19 protein-coding genes are annotated in these 18,889 nt (G+C 66.1%); 9 read left to right on the top strand and 10 right to left on the bottom strand.

The annotated features are described in order from the left end of the window. Positions 1 to 310: 310 nt before the first annotated feature. Positions 311 to 1,768, bottom strand: coding sequence for an SLC13 family permease (locus tag ACHL_RS16770; protein WP_043794167.1), 1,458 nt, complete (start codon positions 1,766 to 1,768; stop codon positions 311 to 313). A gap of 12 nt (positions 1,769 to 1,780) precedes the next feature. Beyond that, entirely contained in the window at positions 1,781 to 2,908 is a 1,128-nt protein-coding gene (locus ACHL_RS16765; protein ID WP_015938492.1) for a PrpF domain-containing protein, read from the bottom strand. A gap of 242 nt (positions 2,909 to 3,150) precedes the next feature. On the opposite strand from ACHL_RS16765, the gene ACHL_RS16760 reads away from it, so the two are divergent. Further along, entirely contained in the window at positions 3,151 to 4,089 is a 939-nt protein-coding gene (locus tag ACHL_RS16760) for a LysR family transcriptional regulator (protein WP_015938491.1), read from the top strand. 37 nt (positions 4,090 to 4,126) lie between these two features. Beyond that, entirely contained in the window at positions 4,127 to 4,957 is an 831-nt protein-coding gene (locus ACHL_RS16755) for a hypothetical protein (protein WP_081434849.1), read from the top strand. Here ACHL_RS16755 and ACHL_RS16750 read toward each other — a convergent pair. The 6 genes from ACHL_RS16750 to ACHL_RS16725 form a co-directional block, all read right to left on the bottom strand. Next, complete coding sequence (locus ACHL_RS16750; protein WP_015938489.1) at positions 4,954 to 5,490, bottom strand: flavodoxin domain-containing protein; 537 nt, start codon at positions 5,488 to 5,490, stop codon at positions 4,954 to 4,956. The genes ACHL_RS16755 and ACHL_RS16750 overlap by 4 nt on opposite strands. A 199-nt stretch (positions 5,491 to 5,689) precedes the next feature. Beyond that, entirely contained in the window at positions 5,690 to 7,078 is a 1,389-nt protein-coding gene (locus ACHL_RS16745) for a DUF3100 domain-containing protein (RefSeq protein ID WP_015938488.1), read from the bottom strand. Further along, positions 7,075 to 8,346, bottom strand: coding sequence for a M20 family metallopeptidase (locus tag ACHL_RS16740; RefSeq protein ID WP_015938487.1), 1,272 nt, complete (start codon positions 8,344 to 8,346; stop codon positions 7,075 to 7,077). Before ACHL_RS16740 ends, ACHL_RS16745 begins: the two co-directional genes overlap by 4 nt. Positions 8,347 to 8,354: 8 nt before the next feature. Further along, positions 8,355 to 9,902: an aldehyde dehydrogenase family protein gene (locus ACHL_RS16735; RefSeq protein WP_015938486.1), complete on the bottom strand. Its 1,548-nt coding sequence runs from the start codon at positions 9,900 to 9,902 to the stop codon at positions 8,355 to 8,357. Positions 9,903 to 10,000: 98 nt separating this feature from the next. Continuing rightward, the gene (locus tag ACHL_RS16730) at positions 10,001 to 10,966 is read right to left on the bottom strand and encodes an NAD(P)-dependent oxidoreductase (protein ID WP_015938485.1); all 966 of its coding nucleotides are present in this window, start codon (positions 10,964 to 10,966) and stop codon (positions 10,001 to 10,003) included. A 117-nt stretch (positions 10,967 to 11,083) separates the two neighbouring features. Further along, on the bottom strand, positions 11,084 to 11,983 hold the full coding sequence (locus ACHL_RS16725; RefSeq protein WP_015938484.1) for a MurR/RpiR family transcriptional regulator: 900 nt from the start codon (positions 11,981 to 11,983) through the stop codon (positions 11,084 to 11,086). A 556-nt stretch (positions 11,984 to 12,539) separates the two neighbouring features. Between ACHL_RS16725 and ACHL_RS16720 the strand changes: the two genes are divergently transcribed. From ACHL_RS16720 to ACHL_RS16705, 6 genes are all read left to right on the top strand, one after another. Continuing rightward, positions 12,540 to 13,532 carry a patatin-like phospholipase family protein gene (locus tag ACHL_RS16720; RefSeq protein ID WP_015938483.1) on the top strand — a complete coding sequence of 331 codons (993 nt, stop codon included), beginning with the start codon at positions 12,540 to 12,542 and terminating at the stop codon, positions 13,530 to 13,532. 330 nt (positions 13,533 to 13,862) lie between these two features. Beyond that, a complete protein-coding gene (locus ACHL_RS24850) occupies positions 13,863 to 13,997 on the top strand; it encodes a hypothetical protein (RefSeq protein WP_015938482.1) in 135 nt (44 codons plus the stop codon). Positions 13,998 to 14,264: 267 nt separating this feature from the next. Further along, positions 14,265 to 14,609: a hypothetical protein gene (locus tag ACHL_RS23450; protein ID WP_015938481.1), complete on the top strand. Its 345-nt coding sequence runs from the start codon at positions 14,265 to 14,267 to the stop codon at positions 14,607 to 14,609. Between the two features lie 47 nt (positions 14,610 to 14,656). Next, entirely contained in the window at positions 14,657 to 15,994 is a 1,338-nt protein-coding gene (locus ACHL_RS16710) for a DUF222 domain-containing protein (protein ID WP_322787028.1), read from the top strand. Next, complete coding sequence (locus ACHL_RS24895; RefSeq protein WP_322787027.1) at positions 15,888 to 16,277, top strand: HNH endonuclease signature motif containing protein; 390 nt, start codon at positions 15,888 to 15,890, stop codon at positions 16,275 to 16,277. The genes ACHL_RS16710 and ACHL_RS24895 overlap by 107 nt, the downstream gene beginning before the upstream one ends. Positions 16,278 to 16,394: 117 nt before the next feature. After that, entirely contained in the window at positions 16,395 to 16,952 is a 558-nt protein-coding gene (locus tag ACHL_RS16705; RefSeq protein ID WP_139187399.1) for a GrpB family protein, read from the top strand. Between the two features lie 44 nt (positions 16,953 to 16,996). Here ACHL_RS16705 and ACHL_RS16700 read toward each other — a convergent pair whose 3' ends face one another. Further along, the gene (locus tag ACHL_RS16700; protein ID WP_015938479.1) at positions 16,997 to 17,530 is read right to left on the bottom strand and encodes a GNAT family N-acetyltransferase; all 534 of its coding nucleotides are present in this window, start codon (positions 17,528 to 17,530) and stop codon (positions 16,997 to 16,999) included. Between the two features lie 141 nt (positions 17,531 to 17,671). Between ACHL_RS16700 and ACHL_RS16695 the strand changes: the two genes are divergently transcribed. Then, the gene (locus ACHL_RS16695; RefSeq protein WP_015938478.1) at positions 17,672 to 18,397 is read left to right on the top strand and encodes a GOLPH3/VPS74 family protein; all 726 of its coding nucleotides are present in this window, start codon (positions 17,672 to 17,674) and stop codon (positions 18,395 to 18,397) included. Positions 18,398 to 18,445: 48 nt separating this feature from the next. Here ACHL_RS16695 and ACHL_RS16690 read toward each other — a convergent pair whose 3' ends face one another. Next, complete coding sequence (locus tag ACHL_RS16690; RefSeq protein WP_015938477.1) at positions 18,446 to 18,805, bottom strand: VOC family protein; 360 nt, start codon at positions 18,803 to 18,805, stop codon at positions 18,446 to 18,448. Positions 18,806 to 18,889 lie beyond the last annotated feature (84 nt).

Below are 18,889 nucleotides of genomic sequence, written 5' to 3'. Positions count from 1 at the left end.
CTTTTGCGCCCTCTGCAACGTTCAGACTGCTGTTTCGGACGCTCATCGTGTGTCGTATCGGTCTGTTCGGTGCTTTGTGTGCCCTGCAACTCTACTGACCGGGGATGGCGGAGCCGGGGTGGGTAGGGTGTGCGACCGCGCACACATGAGGGCTGCGGGGACGCTAGAACTGCGGGGACGCCAGGACTGCGCCCATGCCAAAAGGCAGGACCCGTGGCGGGTCCTGCCTTTTGACTCAAACGGATGCACGCTCCTGCGCCCGACTTTCGGGGTTCCTGTTGCGAAGGGAGTGCGGGAGCGGCACCCGGGCTTACATGATGCCGGTGGGAACCAGCAGTGCCCAGGCCAGTGCGGGGGCGATGAGGACCACGCCGCCGGCGCACATCATGAGCTGCTTGTAGACACGCTGCCGGTCGTCTTCCCGGGCGTTGGCCACCACCAGGGCGCCGTCGGTGGAGAACGGGGAAACGTCCACCACGGTGGCGGCGATGGCGAGTGCGGCCACCGTGCCGGAGGAGCTCAGCGTGCTGCTGGCCAGCAGCGGCCCCGCCAGTGGGATGAACGCGGTGAGCAGCGCCGTCGAGCTGGCAAAGGCCGAGCCGACGCCGATGACGTAGCAGAGGACCAGTGCCACCAGCAGCGGTGCGCCCAGGGCCAGCGCCATATCGGCGAGGGTGTCGATGACGCCAACGTGCTGCAGGAGGGAGATGTAGGTGATCATGCCAGCCACCAGCAGCACGGTGGACCAGGAGATGCCGCCGATGAAGGTCTTGTGCTCCTTGATGTTGACGAACGCCAGGAGAAGCCCGGCGCTGAGGGCCACGAAGCCGATGGGCATGTGGAAGCCGAGGGCGCAGACCAGCAGGGCGCCGATGAGCGCCAGGGTGAGGACCTGCTGGCCGTGCGGGCGGCCCATGGCGGGAGTCTCAAGGTCTCCGTGCACGCCGTCGCCGTCGCGCAGCTTGCCCAGCAGGCCGAAGAGGACCACGGTCAGGGCGGACAGGATGAGGTTGATGGCGAAGCTTGCGATGAACAGTGAGCCCTGCGAGATGGGGAAGCCGTTCTTGACGGCGATGTCATGCACCAGCACGCCGGCCACGGACAGCGGGGAGAAGCCGCCGGCGTGGGCGCCGTTGATGATGAACGCGCCCATCAGGACGGGGTGGATGCGGGACTCATAGGCCAGGCCGATGGCGGCCGGTGCCAGGAGAGCGACGGCGGCGGGGGAGAAAGTGCCAAGCGCGGTCAGGGCTGCGGCCATCAGGAAGAACACCCACGGGAGCAGGAGCGTCTTGCCCCGGACCAGGCGGACGCAGGTCTGGACGATGATGTCGATGGTGCCGTTGCGCTGCGCCATGCTGAAGAAGTAGGTCACGCCGATGATGGTGATGACGATGTTGGCGGGGAAGTCCGCGAGGATTTCCTTGTCATCCATGCCCAGCATGAAATAGCCAACGCCGAAGGAGGCCACCAGCCCCATCACGCCGATGTTCAGCGGCCACTTGGTGGCCACCACGAACATCACCACCAGGATGATGAGCGGGATGATCTGTACCGCGGTCATGCTGTGCTCCGATTCCCCGGTGGGCGCCTGGTTGAAGACGCCCCCCGCCAGGACGAGGGCAAGCACACCAAGGAGGGCGATGCCGACCACCGACACCAGCAGGATACGGCGGCGGCGGTTGTTGCGCGGGGACCGCTGTTCCGGGGACTCCTGTTCCGGAGTTTCCTTTGCGGTGCGGTTGGGCTGTTGAACAGTGTTAGTCATGGCAGGTACTCCTCATCGAGTGGCTCCCGCGAGGGCCTCCTCGGCAGCGTTGCCGAGGGCCTCCGGGAGGTGGATCACGGTGGTGGCGATGGTCCGGGCCGTGCGGTCGACGCCGACAATCACGGCGCCGTCCTTCTCTTCGGTCCAGGTCTCGAGGACCCCGGCGGGGGTCCGCAGCTTCAGCGCGGCACACTGCGTGCCGCCGGTCATGTGGTGCAGGACGGTTCCCGGGGTGCGGGCCGCCAGCGTCAGGGCGATGCTGCCGGTGATGGCCAGCGCCGGGTGGGGCCGGCCCATCGAGAGCATCATGACGTTGATGTCGCTGCCATCTGTTGGTTGTGCCTGGTCGGCTACCGGGAAGGCGGCGATGGCAAGCTTCGGGATGGCCCGGGCCGCCTGGGCGGTGGTGGGGGCCAGGCCCATGCGGACGGCTGCCTGGCGCCGGATCTGGTCCAGCGTGTCGAGTTGAAGTTCGACGCCGGCCTGCCAGTTTTCGTAGCGGGCCGGGTCCAGGCCGAGGTCCTCGGCGCGGACGATCACCACGGGGGCGCCGGCGTCCACCATGGACACTGTCCAGCGGGTTCCGCCGGCGGTGATGGTGTCCGTTGCGGAACCGGTGGGCAGCAGCGCGCCGGTGGTCTTTCCGGCGGGGTCCTGGAAGCCGAGCCCCACGCGGTAGCCGGGGAACGGGACGCCCGGCATCTGCGCGTCGGGGACGATTGGCAGGGCGCCGGCGGGGGTGGCTACCCGCTGGATGATGACCTGGCCGGTGTTGGTGTTGCGGGTGACGATCCTGGTGACGTCGCCGGTGGGCACCACCCATCCTTTTTCGATGGCGTAGAGCCCCACCACTGCCGAGCAGTTGCCGCAGTTGCTGCCCCAGTCCACTGCCGCCTCTTCAATGCCCACCTGGGCGAACGTGAAGTCGACGTCGATTCCCTCGTCGTCGGGACGGTGCAGGATCATGGCCTTGCTGGTGGTTGAGGTTGCTCCGCCCACGCCGTCGATCTGCCGCGAGTCCGGGCTGCCGAATACACGGGGGAGCAGCGAGTCCAGGCTGTTGCCTTCGCCCAGATGGCCGGCTTCGAACACCCAGCATTTGCTGGTGCCTCCGCGCATCCACTCTGCTTCGATCTTCATTGGTCTTTCACATCTCCTCATTGCCTCGGTTATTGCGAGGGGCCCTGATAAAAGATTGATCCGGATCACAACTTAAGACAATGTTCAATAATTGAAGGGGGATGTAGCATTGCTTCAATCACTGCGCTCGCAGACTCTCAGCATTGGTTACCGGCCGCTCAAGCTGCCGTAGGGGCTGTTGCCATCGCTGGGATGCAGGTCCGCATGAACCGTTTGAACCATTTCCGGCAAGGGGTAAAGCAATGCTTCACGACGACGATGCGCAGCTTTTCGATATGCGCCGCCTGGCGGTGCTCCTGGAGGTAGTGGAGCAGGGATCCATCACTGCTGCGGCGGATTTGATGATGTATTCGCCGTCCGCCGTGTCCCAGCAGCTGCGCAAGCTGGAGCAGGAAGTGGGGCAGCCGCTCCTGACCCGCCGCTCCCGCGGGGTGGTGCCCACCGAGGCGGGCCAGGTGCTGGCCGGGCACGCGCGCCAGATCCTCCGGCAGATGAAGGCGGCACAGTCAGACTTGGACCAGATCGCCGGGCTCAAGCGGGGAGCCCTGACCGTAGGCACCTTCCCTACGCTCGCTGGATCCTTCCTGCCCATCGTCATCCGTGCCTTCAAGAAGCGGTACCCGGCCATCAGCCTGTCGCTGCGCAGCGCCCGCTTCGACGAGCTGGTGGCGGATCTGCAGTCCGGTGTGACGGGGCTCTGCCTGTTGTGGGACTACCCGTGGAACAGGTTCCAGAACGATTCCATCCGGGTCACCGAGGTGTTCCGCGAAAGCACCGTCATCCTGGTGGCGGCCAGCCACCCGCTCGCCGAGCAGGATCAGGTGGGCATGGAGGACCTGCGCAACGAGTCCTGGATTGTCCGTGCGGAGGCACACCCGGTGGTGGAGGTCCTGCAGCGTTCCGCACACGACGCCGGGTTCGAACCCACCATCGGCTTCCTCGCCAACGACTACCAGGAAGCCCAGGCCATGGTGAGTGTGGGAATGGGCGTGGCCATGGTGCCCAAAACCGCCGTCGCCCTCCAACACCCTGACGTCCGCGTGCTCAGCCTCGGCGACGAAGCGCCGCTGCGCCGCGTCCTGCTGGCCCAGCGCCAGGACAAGGTCTACGCCCCGGCCGAAGTGGCTTTCCAGACCACGCTGCTGGAGATCGCCCGCGAACGGGCCGGCGACTACCTTTAGGTCGCCTACCCTTGGACCTGTGGGGGTTAAGGACTTATTGAAAAATGACGTGTGGGCCGGGCGGATTTTCTACGGCACCCTGATCGCTGTGTTGCTCGGAGTGTTCGCGTGGCTGGCCGGCGGCAGGATTCTGCAGACCCTGCCGTTCCTCTCGATCGGTGCGGTGTACGCGTTCGTCATGTACCGCGTGGTCCCGCAGTCTGCCAGGGCGTTCGGCGTGATGCAGTGGACCCTCCTGCTGAACTACTTCACCCTGATTTCCGTCGACGTGGCGGACAGGCTGGCCATCCCGGCGGCGGCGCCCTGGTTCGTCGGGTTCCTGGTGGGCGGCATTATCGGCGGCCACACCTGGTCCGGGCGGGGGACGGGCGCAGAGTTCCGGCCTCGCAAGCGCGTCCTGAGGGAAGACGGTACGTACGACGGCGGATGGCGGCTCGCGCTCATCAATGCCGCATGTGCGGTGCTGCTCTTGGCGGTAGGAGCGTGGCAATTGTTGCTGCTCTCACCGAAACTGGCCGGCGTCACGGTCCTCGCCGCCGCAACCTTGGCGGGGTGGGCGCTTTTCCGGTTCCCGCCGCCCCTTGGCATCCGGAACGGGCTCCTGCTGGTGATTCCCGTCGTCTACTTTGCTCTGATCTTCATTGGTGGAGCCACCGGCCAGATGGGACTGCCGCACGCGTGGGCGTACGGTGCCCTGGCCGGCATCCTGATCGGTGGGCGGTATTGGACGGGGCCGAGGCTGGGTGCGCCCCGGCCGCCGTTTGTCATCCCCGGCCAACGCAGGCGGCGGCGGAAGCGCCGCCCGAAGGCGAGGCAGACGAAGCCGCGCGCGCCGAAGGACCGGGCGGTAGAGCCCGCAGCGCGCTAGGCCGCGGGCTGCAGCCGCGCCAGGAAATCCTCCGCGAAATGCTTCACGGCGTCCCACTCCGTGTAGACGTAATCGCGGGACGTGTCGGTGTCCGGGGATCCCTGGCTGCTGGCGATCCGTTTCATGATGAGGCGCTTGACGAACCCGTAATGCGTGTAGGGGATGGCGCCGCTGAACAGGCCCACCTGCGCGGGGCGCCACCCGGTTTCGTCCTCGAATTTGCCCACGTAGCCCTCGGCGCTTTCGGTGTCGCCGTGCGCCGCCATGCTCACCGAGAACAGCGCGGACGGCAGCCGCTCCAGGGTTTTCAGGTTCTTCCGGACGAAATCCCCCACGTACTTCTCGTGCTTGCCCACGTGGACTGAGGCGCCCACCAGGACAGCGTCGTACCCGTCCGGGATCGCGTCGCCGGCCTCCTTGATATCCGCCGCTGTGGCCTCATGGCCGTGTGCCTGGAACACATCCGCGATGAACTCGGCGATCTTCGCCGTCTGCCCCTCGGTGGTCCCGTAGGGAATGTAGATCCTGCTCATCGCCGGCCTCCTTGAGCTGCCCTGCCCTTTGCAATCCACTCTCCCAAGCCCGTCGCCGCGGACGTAGGGCCGAACGTCCCCGGCGCGCACAGCTTTCCGGACGTGCCACCAATCGGAAGCGGACGACGCCGGGAACCTCCCGCCGTCGTCCGCTTCTGTTGGGTGCCGCGCTCGCTGAGCCTCGGAGACTAATGCCGTGTCAGTGCCAGAGCCCCAGGGCGAACTCTGCGATCACCGTGGAGAGCAGGAAGGATGCCGTGATGGCAACAAGGCCCACGGGGATGATCTTCCAGCCGATGTTCTTCAGCAGCGGGATGTCCTTGCCAAGGGACAGGCCGGCCAGCGTGAGCATCACCGTGGCGATGGACAGGAAGTCCACGGTCTTGACGGCGGCGTTCAGCGGCTCGGCCCCAAAGAACCACGGGCTGGAAATGTAGGCGCCGATGGTGGTGATGAAGACGATCGCCGAGATCTTCCGGGTCAGCTTCGCCAGGACGATGCTGACCAGCACCAGCGCCAGCATCACGGCGTAGCCGCCCACAATGCTGAGACTGAAACCCTTTGCGGCAACGGACGCCGTGCCGATGCCGAGGACCGTCAGCACGGACAGCGAAAGCCACAGGGGCAGCTTGATCGCCGCGGACGATTCGGCCACGCGCTCGCGGAACAGCCGGTTTTCCTCGGCCTGTGCTGCCTCGCGCTCAAGGTCGGCGGCGCTGGGGCCGGCCGCTACACCTGCACCTGTTCCGGCGGCACCGGCCGCGACTGCCTGCCGGGTCTCCTGCTTGCGGGTCAGCACCCGGTAGAACTTGTCCGCCAACGGCAGCGCGATGTAGATGCCCACGTAGACACCCAGCACGGTGGTGATCAGGTTGGACACGGCTGCCATGCCCAGCACTGCCTCCTGGTCGCCCGGGTAGGCGGCGGTGATGCTCGCTACCGATGCAGCCATCATGGACCCGGACCCCACCCCGGCGCCCATCGCGAGGGCCAGCGGATCGAAGATCTTCCAGTTGGCCACCAGCGAGGTGAGCAGCGTGATGAACACGGCGCCGAACAGCGTGCCGAACACGTACATGGCCAGCACGCCGCGGTACTGGTCCGAGTCCGGCCCGTACTTTTCGGACACCATGGCGAAGGACGGCTCGCGGTCCAGCGAGAACGTGGCGCCCACGGTCGCTTTGCCCATGCGCAGCAGCACGGCCAGGGGCAGCGCCAGCACGATGGTGCCCAGTAGGTGGCCCACTTCCTGCAGCAGCAGGGCGGGGCCGGCCTTCAGCAGGGTGGGCAGGCTGGGGCCGATGTTGAACGCCAGCCGCGCCACCAGCAGCAGCACCGCCACGCCCACCAGGGCGGCGGCCACGCGCTGCAGGTCGATGCCCAGCGGCTTGAACTTCTGGACCGAGACCAGCAGGCCCAGGATCAGGCCCCACACCATGGGGAAGATGATGATGGCGCCGATTCCAAGATCGATCTTGGCCTGCCCGATGAACTGGACGGTCAGGGCGATAACGAACGCCAGGGCGGCGATGGGGATGGTCAGCCTGGTGCCGGCCGTTTCGGTCCGGGCTGTTTTGGCAGTGCTCATGATGCGCCTTCCTGGGTGACAGCTTCCTGGGGGGAAGTACGACGGCGGTATGCCGCCTGGGTGAAGCGTTTCCGTTGGGTGGGGGTTGAGGCGGCGGCGGCGACGGTCCAGGCCAGGGCGGTGCCTGCCTCGAACATCACGCCGTATGCCGGGGGAGTGTCCGCCAGGGCGGCGAACGCGTGCGAATGGATGGGGACGTCCGCGCCGGGAATGCTCAGCCACGGGTGCAGGGACGGGATCACCTGGGAGATGTTGCCCATGTCCGTGGACCCGCCGCTGAGGCCGGAGGACCGGGACGTGTCCTTGCCGAACGCGTCCATTGCGGAGGTCCAGTGCGCTGCGAGGTCGTCATCCTGGAGCAGCGGTTCGTACAGCGGTTCGGTGTCCTCGTACTCCAGCGTGGTTCCCGTGGCGATCGCGGCGCCCTCAAAGCAGCGGCGGACGCGTTCCAGCAAGGCATGGAACTCCGGCAACGTAAAGGCGCGGCACTCAAACTCCACTACGGCCTTCTCCGGAATGATGTTGGTGACGTGCCCGGCCTCGGCCACGTAGCAGGCGATCCTGTGGTCTGACGGGATCTGTTGGCGGAGCAGGCCGATGGCCACCTGGCTGAGGACCGCAGCATCCGCTGCGTTCACGCCCTGGTGCGGGGCGGCTGCCGCGTGGGCTGCCTTGCCGGTGAACGTCGCCTTGTACCGGCCCACGGCCTGGGCGCTGGTCCCGGCCGGGTTGTAGGTGAGCCCGTCCTGGACCGGGTGGACCATCAAAGCCAGCCCCACGCCGTCGAACGCGCCCCGCTCCAGCATCAGTGCCTTGCCGCCGCCATGTTCTTCCGCCGGGGTGCCGATGGCCTTGAGCGTGATGCCGAGTTCGTCCACATATGGCTGCAGGGCCAGTGCCGCCGCCACCGACGCTCCGGCGATCAGGTTGTGCCCGCACGCGTGGCCGATGCCCGGCAACGCGTCATACTCCACGCACAGCGCCACGGTGAGGTCGCCGCTGCCTGCGCTCGCGGTGAACGCCGTGGGCAGACCGGATGTGCCGCGCTCCACGTCGAAGCCGCCCTCTTCCAACAGGGCAGTGATGGCCTCCGCCGACTGGACTTCCTCGAAGGAGATTTCCTGGTAGCCGTGGATGTTCCGGGCCAGCGCCTCGACTTTGGGCTGCCAGCGTTCGACGCCGTCCGCCAGGGCCGAGCGCAGGGCGGCCGCCGCCGAGGCCGGGTCGGCGCTGGTTGCGTCGGTGCCGGCGGTATCTGTGGTTTCCATGGGTCTCCTTAGTAGGACAGCGACGGGAACGGGGAACCGGCCGCGCGGGTGGGCACCCAGATGGCCTTGGCCTGCGTGTACTCGTCCAGCACGCCCGGGCCCGAGGAACGGCCGTGGCCGGAATCGCCGAAGCCGCCGAACGGCACCGCCACGTGGATGGTCTTGTAGGAGTTGATCCAGAACGTGCCGGCCTTGACCTCGCGGGCCACGTGGTGGGCGCGGGACACATCCGAGGTCCACACCGCGCCGGCCAGGCCGAAGTTGGTGTTGTTGGCGCGGGCGATGGCCTCGGCTTCGGTGTCGAACGCGTCGGCACCCACCACCGGCCCGAAGACCTCCGTGGTTTCCAGGCGGTTTGCCGGGGTGACGCCGTCCAGCAGCGTGGGCATCACCCAGTGGCCGCCCTTCAGCGCGGAGCCGCTCAACGACTCCGGCAACGTGGCCCCGGTGAGGCGACGGCCGCCGTCGTCCACTCCGGCCTCGATCAGGCTGGTGACCGTGGCGAACTGCTGCGGTGTGATGATGGGGCCCACCTCGGTGTCCGCGCTGAGGGGATCGCCCACCCGCAGGAGGGCCGCCTTGGCAGCGACCATCTCCACGAACCGCGCGTGCACGCTGCGTTCCACCAGGAGCCGGGACCCGGCCACGCAGGACTGGCCGGCACCGGAGAAGATGGCGGAAATGGCGCCTTCGGCGGCGCGCTCCAGGTCGGCGTCGGCGAACACAATGTTGGCGCTCTTGCCGCCCAGCTCCAGCAATGCCGGGATGCCCGCCTGGGCTGCGGCCACGGCCACGCGGCGGCCCGTGGGAACGGATCCGATGAAGCTGACCTTGCCCACCCGCCGGTCAGTGGTGAGGGCGGCGCCGACGGTCTGGCCCAGGCCCGCGGCCACGTTGAACACGCCGGCGGGGAGGCCTGCCTCGTGGGCGATCTGGGCCAGCCGGACGGACGACGCCGGGGTGAACTCGCTGGGCTTGATGATCACCGAGTTGCCGGCGGCCAGGGGTGCGGCCGAGTTCCAGCCGGCAGTGAACATCGGCGCATTCCAAGGGGTGATGGCAACGACGACGCCCCACGCCACGCGCTCCGTGTAGGTGTGCCAGTTGCCCGGGACGGGGATGGTCTGGCCGGTGAGCTTGTCAGCCCAGCCGGCGTAGTAGCCGAACATTTCAGCTACCTTGGCGGCCTCCACCCGGGCGTCCCGGATGGGCTTGCCGGTGGTGGCGGATTCGAGGATGGCCAGTTCTTCGGCGTGCTGCTCCACCGCACGGCTGACGTTGCGGAGGATGGCGGCCCGCTCGAAACCGTTCAGTGCGCCCCAAACTTTGGCGCCCGCCGTCGAACTTTCCAGGATGGCGTTGGCACCTTCGGCGCCGGGGTCCGCGTAGGTGGCGAAGGGTTCGCCGGTAGCGGCGGCGGTGAGCGTGATGCTGTCACCGCTGCCCGTGGCGACGCGGCCGTCAACGAAGGCGCCGAGGCCGTTGGGGAAGGCGGCGTCCAGGACCGACTTGGCGGTGGCCGCCGAGGAGGATGTTGGTGCTGTGGTGATGCTCAAGATGCTGTGTCCTTCGAAAATTGGCACTTGGGGGGGGGGGGGGGCTGCTGGCTGTGGGGCCGGAGGCTGGTCTTTAGTGGTTCTTAGACGGCCGCGATTCAGGCCGCGGGGGAGGTGGCTTCCGGGGTGGCTGGGTTTGTGTCTGTTTCAGCGCTTTTGCCTGTGGCTGTGCCGGGTGCACCGGCGGGTGTGATGGCGGGTGCCACTGTGCGGGCGATCTCGGTGAAGTCGGCTTTGGGGCCGAGCACTGCGAGGGCGTACTGCCACTGGTTGGCCACAGCGGCCAGCAGCTCCGGCTTCTCACCGATCTGTTCCGCGATGTCCACGGCGAGGGACGCGTCCCGGGCCATCAGGCCCATGGAGAAGCCGGAATCGTGGGTGCCGCTCAGCACCCAGTTGGGGTACATGTTGGCCGAGACCTTGCTGCCGCCGGACGCGCCGCTGATGCTGGCTGCCGCCGTCGAAGGATCGATGCCGTAGGCCTTGGCCACACCCAGCGCTTCACCCACGGAGGCGAGGTTTGCGGCGGCCAGGACGTTGTTGAGGAGTTTGACCACGTTGCCGCTGCCAGGCCCGCCGATGTGGCTGTAGTTCCCGCCGGTGAGGGCGAGCAAAACCGGCTCTGCGGCGGCCAGGGCGACGTCCGTGGCACCGACGAACGCGCTCAGCGTGCCTGTTGCGGCGCCGTCGCGACCTCCCGAAACGGGAGCATCGACGAAGGCGGCGCCCTGCGCTTCGGCGAGCCCGGCCATGTGCTTGCTCGTGGCGGGTTCGGAGGTGGTGGTGTCCACGATCGCCACGGTGCCTGGGGTGGCAAGGAGTTGCGGCACAGTGGTTTCCACGATGCTGGCCGCTGGGAGTGAGAGCACTGCATAGGGCGTCCCGGCCACTGCGGCGAGGTTGTCCGTGGTGCTGATGCCGATCTTTGCTGCCGCTTCGCGGGCGGCGTCCGAGGGGTCGAACCCGGTGACCTCCCAGCCGGCTTTGTGCAGGGTGGCGGCCATGGCTCCGCCCATGGCGCCGAGGCCGATGACGGCAATGCGGCGGTTTTGTGGCTCGTTCATGCGGGTACTCCTGAGTGCCTATGGCGGTTGTTGGTTGCTGGTGTGTTGGTGCGGACCTGCCCGGTGCCTTCTTGCCCGGGCGTTTCCGCTTACCTGCGCGTGCTTGGTTGGGGACGCTTAGTCGAGATAGATGTCCAGGTCTTTCCAGAGCTGCTGGGTACGGCGGATGGCGGCCCGGCTGCGTTCCGGGTGGGCGGCTTCCATGCCGGCGAGCAGGCCGTAGACCAGGGAGTTGGCGGCGGTGACGGATTGGAAGAAGGAGATGCCCTCGGACGCGACCACCAGGAGGTGGTCCGCAGCGGTGGCCAGGCGGCCGCGGCGCAGGTCGCTGATGGCGATGACGGTGGCGCCGGCCTGCTTGGCGGCTTCGGCGGCGATGATGATGTGCTTCACCGATCGCCACATATTGATGACCACCAGCACGTCGCCGGGGCCCAGGCTGTTGGTGCTGGAAGCGAGGTGGACGCCGGCGCGGTTTTCGAGGGTGATGGGGTAGCCCATGGTGGAGCCCAGGTGGGCCATGACGCCGGCCGGTCCGGCGAACGAGCCGATCCCGACGACGGTGATGGACTTGGCCGCGGCCATCGCCGCGATTGCAGCCTCGGCTTCCTCGGAGGTGTTGGAGTCCAGCGTCAAGCGGAGGTTTTCGATGTCGTGCGTGATGGCCTCGCGGAGGGGGCTGCGGTGTTCGCCGTGCTCGGTGAGGGTGTCCTCCGTGGAGATCATCACGAGGTAGCGGGAGCGGAGTTCGCGCTGCAGGTCCGGCCAGCCGCGGTAGCCGAGATGCTGAGCGGTGCGCACCACAGAGGAGTTGTTGACGTCCGCGCGCTGGGCGATCTCGGCGATGTCCGCGTAGGAGGAAAGCTGCGGGTTGCGGGTAATAATCTCCACCACCCGGCTCTGGGCCTTGGTGAGCGGAACATCCGGCAGCGCGTCGCCCAGCCAGGCTCCCGAAGAGGTGCCAGCCTCGCCGGCTTCTCCCGCTGCGCCCGTCTCAGTGATGGCGTTGGTGTTCAAGGTGTGCCCGTCCTGTAACGCTGCTTCGTTCTGCTGGTCTGTTTGCTGGGTTGTGCCGTAGATCACTCTGCAAACCTGATTGCATCAAATGTACTCTGCAATTTCGTTTGCGGCTAGGTGTTTTCGTTTCGGGAATGTAAAACCTTGGTCATTGCGCAGCGGCGTGATGCTGTGCGACGATTCCGGTGATCGTGAACCGACCGCAGGAGGTGAGACCCATGAACGCTGTATCCGTAATGGGTGCTCCCCGGCAGTCCACGACCACGCGGCTGAGCTAGCCGCCGCCGGGAGCGCCCCACCAGGCAATTCGCGAAAGGCGACTCCCATGTCTTCACCTTCTTCTTTTCCTTTTGATGCTGCTTCCGCTGGCCCGTCCTTGGGTGCTTCGGCGTCTCCTACGGTTGCGTCTCCATCAGCGGCGGCCCCCGGTTCGGAACGCCCGACGGCGGATCCCTGCCGGGTGCCGACCGATCCGCTACAGACCGGCCCCAGTCGTGCGGGGGCCGTGCCCGCCAGTCCGGGCCAGACATTGCAGGGCGTCGACGCCACCCCGCGAATGCCCCGGTCCGGTGAAAGGGCTTTGGTCCTGGGCGGGGGCGGGTCGACCGGTAATGCGTGGCTGATCGGCGTCATGGCCGGTTTGTCCGAGGCCGGGATGGATGTAACCAGCGCCGACCTCGTCGTCGGAACATCAGCGGGCTCGACGGCGGCCGCCCAGATCTCTGGCGCAACCCCGGCTGAGCTGCTGGCCGCAATCCTTGACGCTCCGCCCCTACGTCGCGGGCCGGCGTCGGGCGCGGTACCTGCGGATCCGGCCGCATCCGGGCCTTCGCCAGACGGCGCAGCTCCCGGAACGGTGGCTGCAGGATCCCGGCTTCAGGCCGGTGCCGCCTGCGCGCGTTCGGGCTCCCGGCCGTCACCCGTTGGCGGGACTGTGAACCACCTGGAGCGAACGGGCAGGATTATCGCGGCGTCCGTGGACGCGGCGGATATGCGCCGCAGAATGGGCGCCGCGGCGCTGGACCTGGCAGCGGACTACGATCCCCCGGAACGCTGGCGGGCCACTGTGGCGGCGCGGTTGCCGCACCAGCTGTGGCCCGACCGGTACACGCTTATCACGGCGGTGGACGCCCGCACGGGCCAGCCCGTCGTGTTCGACCGCAACAGCGGAGTGGACCTCGTGGATGCCGTGGCAGCCAGCTGCGCCAGCGGGTTCGCGTACAGCGCCGGCGGGGGCGCGTATATCGACGGCGGCTACCGGGCCAACGCCGATAATGCCGACTTGGCAGCAGGATATGCACGCGTGCTCATCCTCTCTCCGTTTGGCGGCAGGTCGCGGACCCCCGCTGACTGGGGGATGCATCTCGCATCGCAGGTCAGCGGGTTGCGTGCCGGCGGCAGCAGGGTGGAAACGGTCTTCCCGGAGAGCGATTCTGAGTACCTGTTCGGAGCCAACGCGATGGATGTATCATTGCGGCCGGCCGCTGCGCGCGCTGGATATCAGCAGGGACTGGGCCTCGCCGAGAAACTTGGCAAATTCTGGCGCTGACTCTTCGGAAAACGTCCGGATTAGGTTTTTCGCGGCGTTAAAACCATGTGCGGTTCTGGTTTTCTTATGACCCAATTTGCACCTTTTCTTCCGAAACCGGAAAGCAAGAGCATCGTCGGTCTTTTTCTGTAATCCGACGCTAACAGAAAAAGACCTGGTCGGCGCTTTTCGGTGGAAATATGTCAGCGGGGTTGACCGCCTTGGTCACGCCTGCTTGTCCGGTTTTGCGGACGATGTGCCCCGGTGGTGGGCGCTTTCCAGCAGGACTGGCATAAAAATAAATAGTGGGTATGGTATCGGTTAACGCAAGCACAGAAAGGCGTGATTCCGATGTCCGGAAAATCCCCCAAAGGCGGCGCCGCGAAAAAAGCGGGCAAGTCGATTCTTGAAAAGCGGGCTGACAAAAAAGCCAGGCACGAAAGCAGTGAGCTGAATTTCGCCAAGCCGCGCAAAAACCAGCGCTAAAAGGCCCGCGGGCGGCTGGACGGGGAACTCCTAGCCCCGTCTGGCCGCCCGCGTCACTGTGCGGCAACTGAGTTCGGCGCCCTGCATCCAGTGCTTACTGCTTAACGAACGGGTTATGTCGCACATGAGCCCAGCGACCGGCCTATGGCACCCGGCTTCCTGCGCACGGCCCAGCGATCTGTGCATAGCATCCGGCGCCGGTCGCCCAGGCAAACTGATCAGGCCCAACGATCCGAGATCTCCGTACGGACGAAGGACACACGAATCATGAACCAGCTCCTCAACGCCCTGGTGATCCCTGCCAGGCTCAACCACCCCGTCCACATCCGGCCCTTGCAGTTGGACGCCGCTTCCCGGCAGCGTGTCGCGGCAGGGGAAGTTGCGGTGCTGGCAGGAAAGGACTGGCGCGCCTACCTGAGCAATGAGTCGGGCCGGACCTTCCACAATGTGCGGGCGGAGGTCCTTCTCCGCGAGGCCGGAGTGGACGTGGAGAGCACTATCCACGGGACCGTCACATTCCTTGGCCAAGCGGAACCATGGGAGGAAACAGACGCTCCCCGTCACCTGATCAGGCTGGCCGAGCAGCTGTTCGATATGCCGCTCGCCGCCTAGCCAGGCACCCCACTCAAAATGTCACACCCTCCTGCCATGCTTCAGGTATGGAAACCGGAGCGGTCACGGGTGTGGGAGGCAATGCCACAGTGGCCGCTGCCGTTGCATCAGTGGCCGGCCTGGTCGATGAACTGGCGCGTGTTGTGCGCGGTCCCATCGCGGCTCCAAGCGTTGAGAGCTCTGACTGCGGCGATGGCATCCACCGCGTTTCAAGACGCAATAGCGCCTACCAACATCCCCGTGGCAATGGCGCCAATAACAAGGCCCGCGTTCTTGGCGCCGTCCGCACTCAGGCTCCCAAGGCTGTTGATCCGTTGGGGGAGTTGGCCGAGTCGTGCTTGGCAGGGCTGGAAGTGCTGGCACGGGTCGAAGCTGCAACCGCGGCCGCGAAGGTCCGGCTGGTAGCCGCCTACGCTGAGGCGTCAGCCCAGATCGAGGGGCCTGCCGTCGATGCTTACGAGGCCTCCGCCCGCGAGAAGTCATTGGTGGCGGAGGTTGCATGTGTACTCACCGTCGGCGAGGGCGCGGCCTCCGCCTTGCTGGGTGAAGCGCACGCGTTGAAGGGTTCTTTGCCTGCGGTGTTGGACGAGCTGCAGGCGGGCGCCATCTCCTGGCAGCATGCACGGATCCTCGCTGATGAAACAGCGGGTCTGGAACCTGCGCGAGTCAAAGCATTGGAAGCGCACTTCTTCGATCCAGACGCGCCCCATGCTGCCCGCGGTGCTGCTCCCGGGGAGCTGGTGCCGTCGCGCTTCCGCAGGAAGGTCAGGGCATGGCGGGAGCGCCAGTATCCCGATTCGCTGGAGTTGCGGCGGGCGTTGAGTATGGCCGACCGGCGCATGGAGTACCGGCCTGAGGCTGACGGAATGGGACGGATCACCCTGATACTTCCCGGTGAAAACGCCTGCGCAATCTGGAACAAGGCCACCGCCATCGCGCGTGGCTTGCAGAGCCCCGATGACCCGCGCACGCTGACCCAGCGTCGGGCAGACGTCAGCGCCAACCTGCTCCTGGGCGTTGTGGGGCAGGACCTGGATAAGCTGCCAGCGCCGAAGGCTGACATCCTGGTTACCGTCCCCGCTTTCTCAATGTTTGGCGCTACGGATGAACCGGGGGAGGTGGACGGTTTCGGACCTGTCCCCGCGTCGGTGGCACGGAGGATCGTTGCCGAAGGCGCCGGGTCGTTCTACCGGGTTCTGGTGGACCCCCGGGATGGAGCGCCGCTGGAGATCGGCAGGACGAACTACCGGCTCCCGGAGAGTTTGAAGCTGGTTGAGGATGCGGGATGGCAAATGCACCTTCCCGGGCTGCAGCAACCACACACAGGACAACGAGAACGACCATCTCACCGCTTGGCAGCACGGCGGGGCAACGGGAATCAGTAATTTGGCACAGTTGTGCCCCAAACACCACAGGCTCAAGCATCAAAGCTCCTGGACCCCCAGCCCTGCCAGCAAGAACGAACCGCCGGGCTGGACTTCACCCACAGGGCGCCACTATCCGGCGGAACAGCCGGACTGGGTGCCACCGCGGCTGCCATTCGGGTTGCCTGCCGGGAGATCGACCATGCCTCCGAACATAGACGGCGGAACTCTCGATGAAGTTGGCGATGCCTCCGGGAACGTCAGCCCGCTGGAGGACGCCCTCATTGCATACCTCGCCGCTTAGCGTCCTACAGCGAAACTGTCCTTGAGGAGCTGTCTACGCATGCTCCCGCGGAAGTTGCACAGTGGCCGACCGGCTTGCAGGCTCAACTACGAGGGCCAATGGGAGGATACTCACGTGATGGACACTTCCAAGCCACGCCGACCGGATGTTCTGGAAACCGAACTCGTAGGCGGTGTTGAGAAACGTCAGCTGGAGTTGACAGCGTACGACTATCGCTGGCCCGGAATGTATCTTCAGCACCAACGCCGGATTGGCAATGCGCTGTCAGCGGCAGAGATCGACATTGACCACATTGGCTCCACTTCGGTTCCGGGGCTCGCAGCCAAACCAATTATCGACATCGTCGTTGCAGTCCTTGACATAACCGCCGAAGAGGAGTACCTCCATGCGCTGCTGGCGGCTGGGTATCAGCTCCGGGTCCGCGAGCCTGGGCACCGGCTGGTGCGAACGCCTGAACGAGATGTACACGTCCACATTCTTCAGAAAGGGGACCCTGCAATTCGTAACTTTATATTGCTTAGGGATCACCTGCGCACAAGTGTGGATGACCGCGCTCTATACGAAGATACGAAACGGGACTTGCTTGCTCATCCCTGGGACGACATGAACGCTTACGCGGAGGCCAAGAGCCAGGTGATTGCAGCGATTATGGCGCGTCCTCGACGGCATCAGTAACGTCAAGGCCCAAGGCTCAGGGACGCGTCCGCTCGCTGCAACGGTCAGAGGCGCAACTCCATGAAGACGCTGTTCGGATCCAGAACGTAGTCGGCAAAAGGAGGACACTCCGTGAAACCGTGGCGTGCGTAGAGGCGCCGGGCAGGAGCGAAATAGTCCTCGGTTCCGGTCTCCAGGTAGATGCGCTTGAGTTCTTGGGACCTGGCCTGTTCGATGATGTGCTTCAGCATGAGGGTCGCCACACCGCGCCCCCGCGCCGCCGCTGCCGTGCGCATGGACTTGATCTCGCCCAGCCGGCCAGCGCCGTGAGGTTCGGAGCCGTGAACTGCGGTGCTGTGAAGTTCGGAGGCGCCGACGTCAGGCCCCGCGTCGACATCAAGAAGCTTGAGGGCGCCGCAACCCAGCAACTCGCCGTCCTCGCGCGCTGTCCAGAAGGTGATCGAGGGCACGGACAGTGCCGTGTGGTCCAGCGCGTGGACGCTCTCGGCCGGCGAAGTGGCGAACATGTCCGCCAGATGCTCGCTCAGAAGCTGGTGAACATCGCCGCGGACGGGATCATCCCGGTCAATCTTGATCATTCACTCAAATTTACCGGCTCTTGCTGCGCATCAGGACCCGGCAGTCACCGGCTAAACCCACTCGCCGGCTGGATTGTTCTTTCGGGCAGGTAGGTACGAAAGGCCGTAGTGGCAACCGCCCAGCAGGTCCACCATGGCCGTATGAACGCTGAAGCACCGGCTGCGGTGAACCTCAACCTGCCCCAGCAATTCCTGCTGCTGGCAACCAACGACAAAGACGGAAAACCCGAGGTGCCGCTGTTCGCCCTCAGGACCACGGTGGCCGGCGCAATCCTGGCCGAGCTGGAGCTGGTCGGCGCCATCGAGCTGCAGGGCAAGCACATCCGGACCACAGGATCGGCCGCCAGGGACGACCTTGCGCCCGAACTGGAACTGATCCGCGGCAAGTCCCGGCCCCATACTCCGGCCCGGTGGGTTTCCATCCTGGAAGGCCGCGCCCAGGTTCACCGGATCTACGAGGGCATGGCGGCCCTCGGCATCGTGGAACACGTTGGGGAGAAACACCTGGCACGCTTCCGGCCGGTGCGTTACCCGGAAAAAGACCACGAACCCGAGTCCGCACTCCTCAAGAGGATTGATTCAACACTCAGCGGAGCCACGCCCACAACCGTGGTGCCAGAGGTAGCGGCTCACGGTGCAGCGGAGGAGCCTGCGACACAATCCGACAAGGCACAAGCCGGGGCACAAAAGACGAGGACCCTGGCTCTCATCGCCCTGCTTGAGGCAGCCGGGTTGCTTCATAAGCTGTTCCCGGACGCCGACAGGAACTGGGCGAGCGGCCTGGCCAAGGACTACTGGCCGGCGCGCGCCGTTGAGGACGAACTGCGGCTTATCCGGCTGGCAGAGGAGGAGACAGCAATGCTCTAAGGCCGCGGAGGGCGGCACGGGCACAAGGGCAAAGCAAAGCGGCGGCAGTTAGCCGTCGCTCTTGTCGATGACGCAGAACCGGTTTCCGTCGGGATCCTCCAGGACAATGAAGTCCGGGTCCTCAGGGTAGAGATCCCAGTCCACGCGCCGGGCGCCAATCGAAACGAGGCGCTCCACCTCGGCCCCCTGGTCCTCCGCATACAGGTCAAGGTGGATCCGCGGGTGGTCCTGGACAGGGGTTTCGCTCAGCATGAGCGAGAGCAACGCGCCAGGGCCCGACGGCGGCGCGAGGGTTACCCACGTGTCGTCACCTGGTTCCCGGGGGACGTAGCCCAGGGCAGAGTTCCAGAAGTCGGTAGCGGCGGCGACGTTGTTGACGCCGAGGACGATGGTGCCGATGGTCAACATCCGCCCAGCCTAGACCTGTCCCGCCCCGGCTGTCAGGGCCTCGCAGGCAGCTTCCGTCGCTGGTGGGACCAGCACGCCCCGCTA

It is taken from the genome of Pseudarthrobacter chlorophenolicus A6, assembly GCF_000022025.1.
Classification (GTDB): Bacteria; Actinomycetota; Actinomycetes; order Actinomycetales; family Micrococcaceae; genus Arthrobacter; species Arthrobacter chlorophenolicus.
This window is presented reverse-complemented; position numbering and strand designations above follow the sequence as displayed.

Excerpts from the sequence above, each read along its gene's own strand:
- ACHL_RS16705 (WP_139187399.1), top strand. The coding sequence starts at position 16,395 with ATGGACACTTCCAAGCCACGCCGACCGGATGTTCTGGAAACCGAACTC.
- ACHL_RS16720 (WP_015938483.1), top strand. The coding sequence starts at position 12,540 with ATGCCCCGGTCCGGTGAAAGGGCTTTGGTCCTGGGCGGGGGCGGGTCG.
- ACHL_RS16730 (WP_015938485.1), bottom strand. The coding sequence starts at position 10,966 with ATGAACGAGCCACAAAACCGCCGCATTGCCGTCATCGGCCTCGGCGCC.
- ACHL_RS16710 (WP_322787028.1), top strand. The coding sequence starts at position 14,657 with ATGGAAACCGGAGCGGTCACGGGTGTGGGAGGCAATGCCACAGTGGCC.
- ACHL_RS16700 (WP_015938479.1), bottom strand. The coding sequence starts at position 17,530 with ATGATCAAGATTGACCGGGATGATCCCGTCCGCGGCGATGTTCACCAG.
- ACHL_RS16770 (WP_043794167.1), bottom strand. The coding sequence starts at position 1,768 with ATGACTAACACTGTTCAACAGCCCAACCGCACCGCAAAGGAAACTCCG.
- ACHL_RS24895 (WP_322787027.1), top strand. The coding sequence starts at position 15,888 with ATGCGGGATGGCAAATGCACCTTCCCGGGCTGCAGCAACCACACACAG.
- ACHL_RS16750 (WP_015938489.1), bottom strand. The coding sequence starts at position 5,490 with ATGAGCAGGATCTACATTCCCTACGGGACCACCGAGGGGCAGACGGCG.
- ACHL_RS16760 (WP_015938491.1), top strand. The coding sequence starts at position 3,151 with ATGCTTCACGACGACGATGCGCAGCTTTTCGATATGCGCCGCCTGGCG.
- ACHL_RS16765 (WP_015938492.1), bottom strand. The coding sequence starts at position 2,908 with ATGAAGATCGAAGCAGAGTGGATGCGCGGAGGCACCAGCAAATGCTGG.
- ACHL_RS16745 (WP_015938488.1), bottom strand. The coding sequence starts at position 7,078 with ATGAGCACTGCCAAAACAGCCCGGACCGAAACGGCCGGCACCAGGCTG.
- ACHL_RS16695 (WP_015938478.1), top strand. The coding sequence starts at position 17,672 with ATGAACGCTGAAGCACCGGCTGCGGTGAACCTCAACCTGCCCCAGCAA.
- ACHL_RS16690 (WP_015938477.1), bottom strand. The coding sequence starts at position 18,805 with ATGTTGACCATCGGCACCATCGTCCTCGGCGTCAACAACGTCGCCGCC.
- ACHL_RS23450 (WP_015938481.1), top strand. The coding sequence starts at position 14,265 with ATGAACCAGCTCCTCAACGCCCTGGTGATCCCTGCCAGGCTCAACCAC.
- ACHL_RS16740 (WP_015938487.1), bottom strand. The coding sequence starts at position 8,346 with ATGGAAACCACAGATACCGCCGGCACCGACGCAACCAGCGCCGACCCG.
- ACHL_RS24850 (WP_015938482.1), top strand. The coding sequence starts at position 13,863 with ATGTCCGGAAAATCCCCCAAAGGCGGCGCCGCGAAAAAAGCGGGCAAG.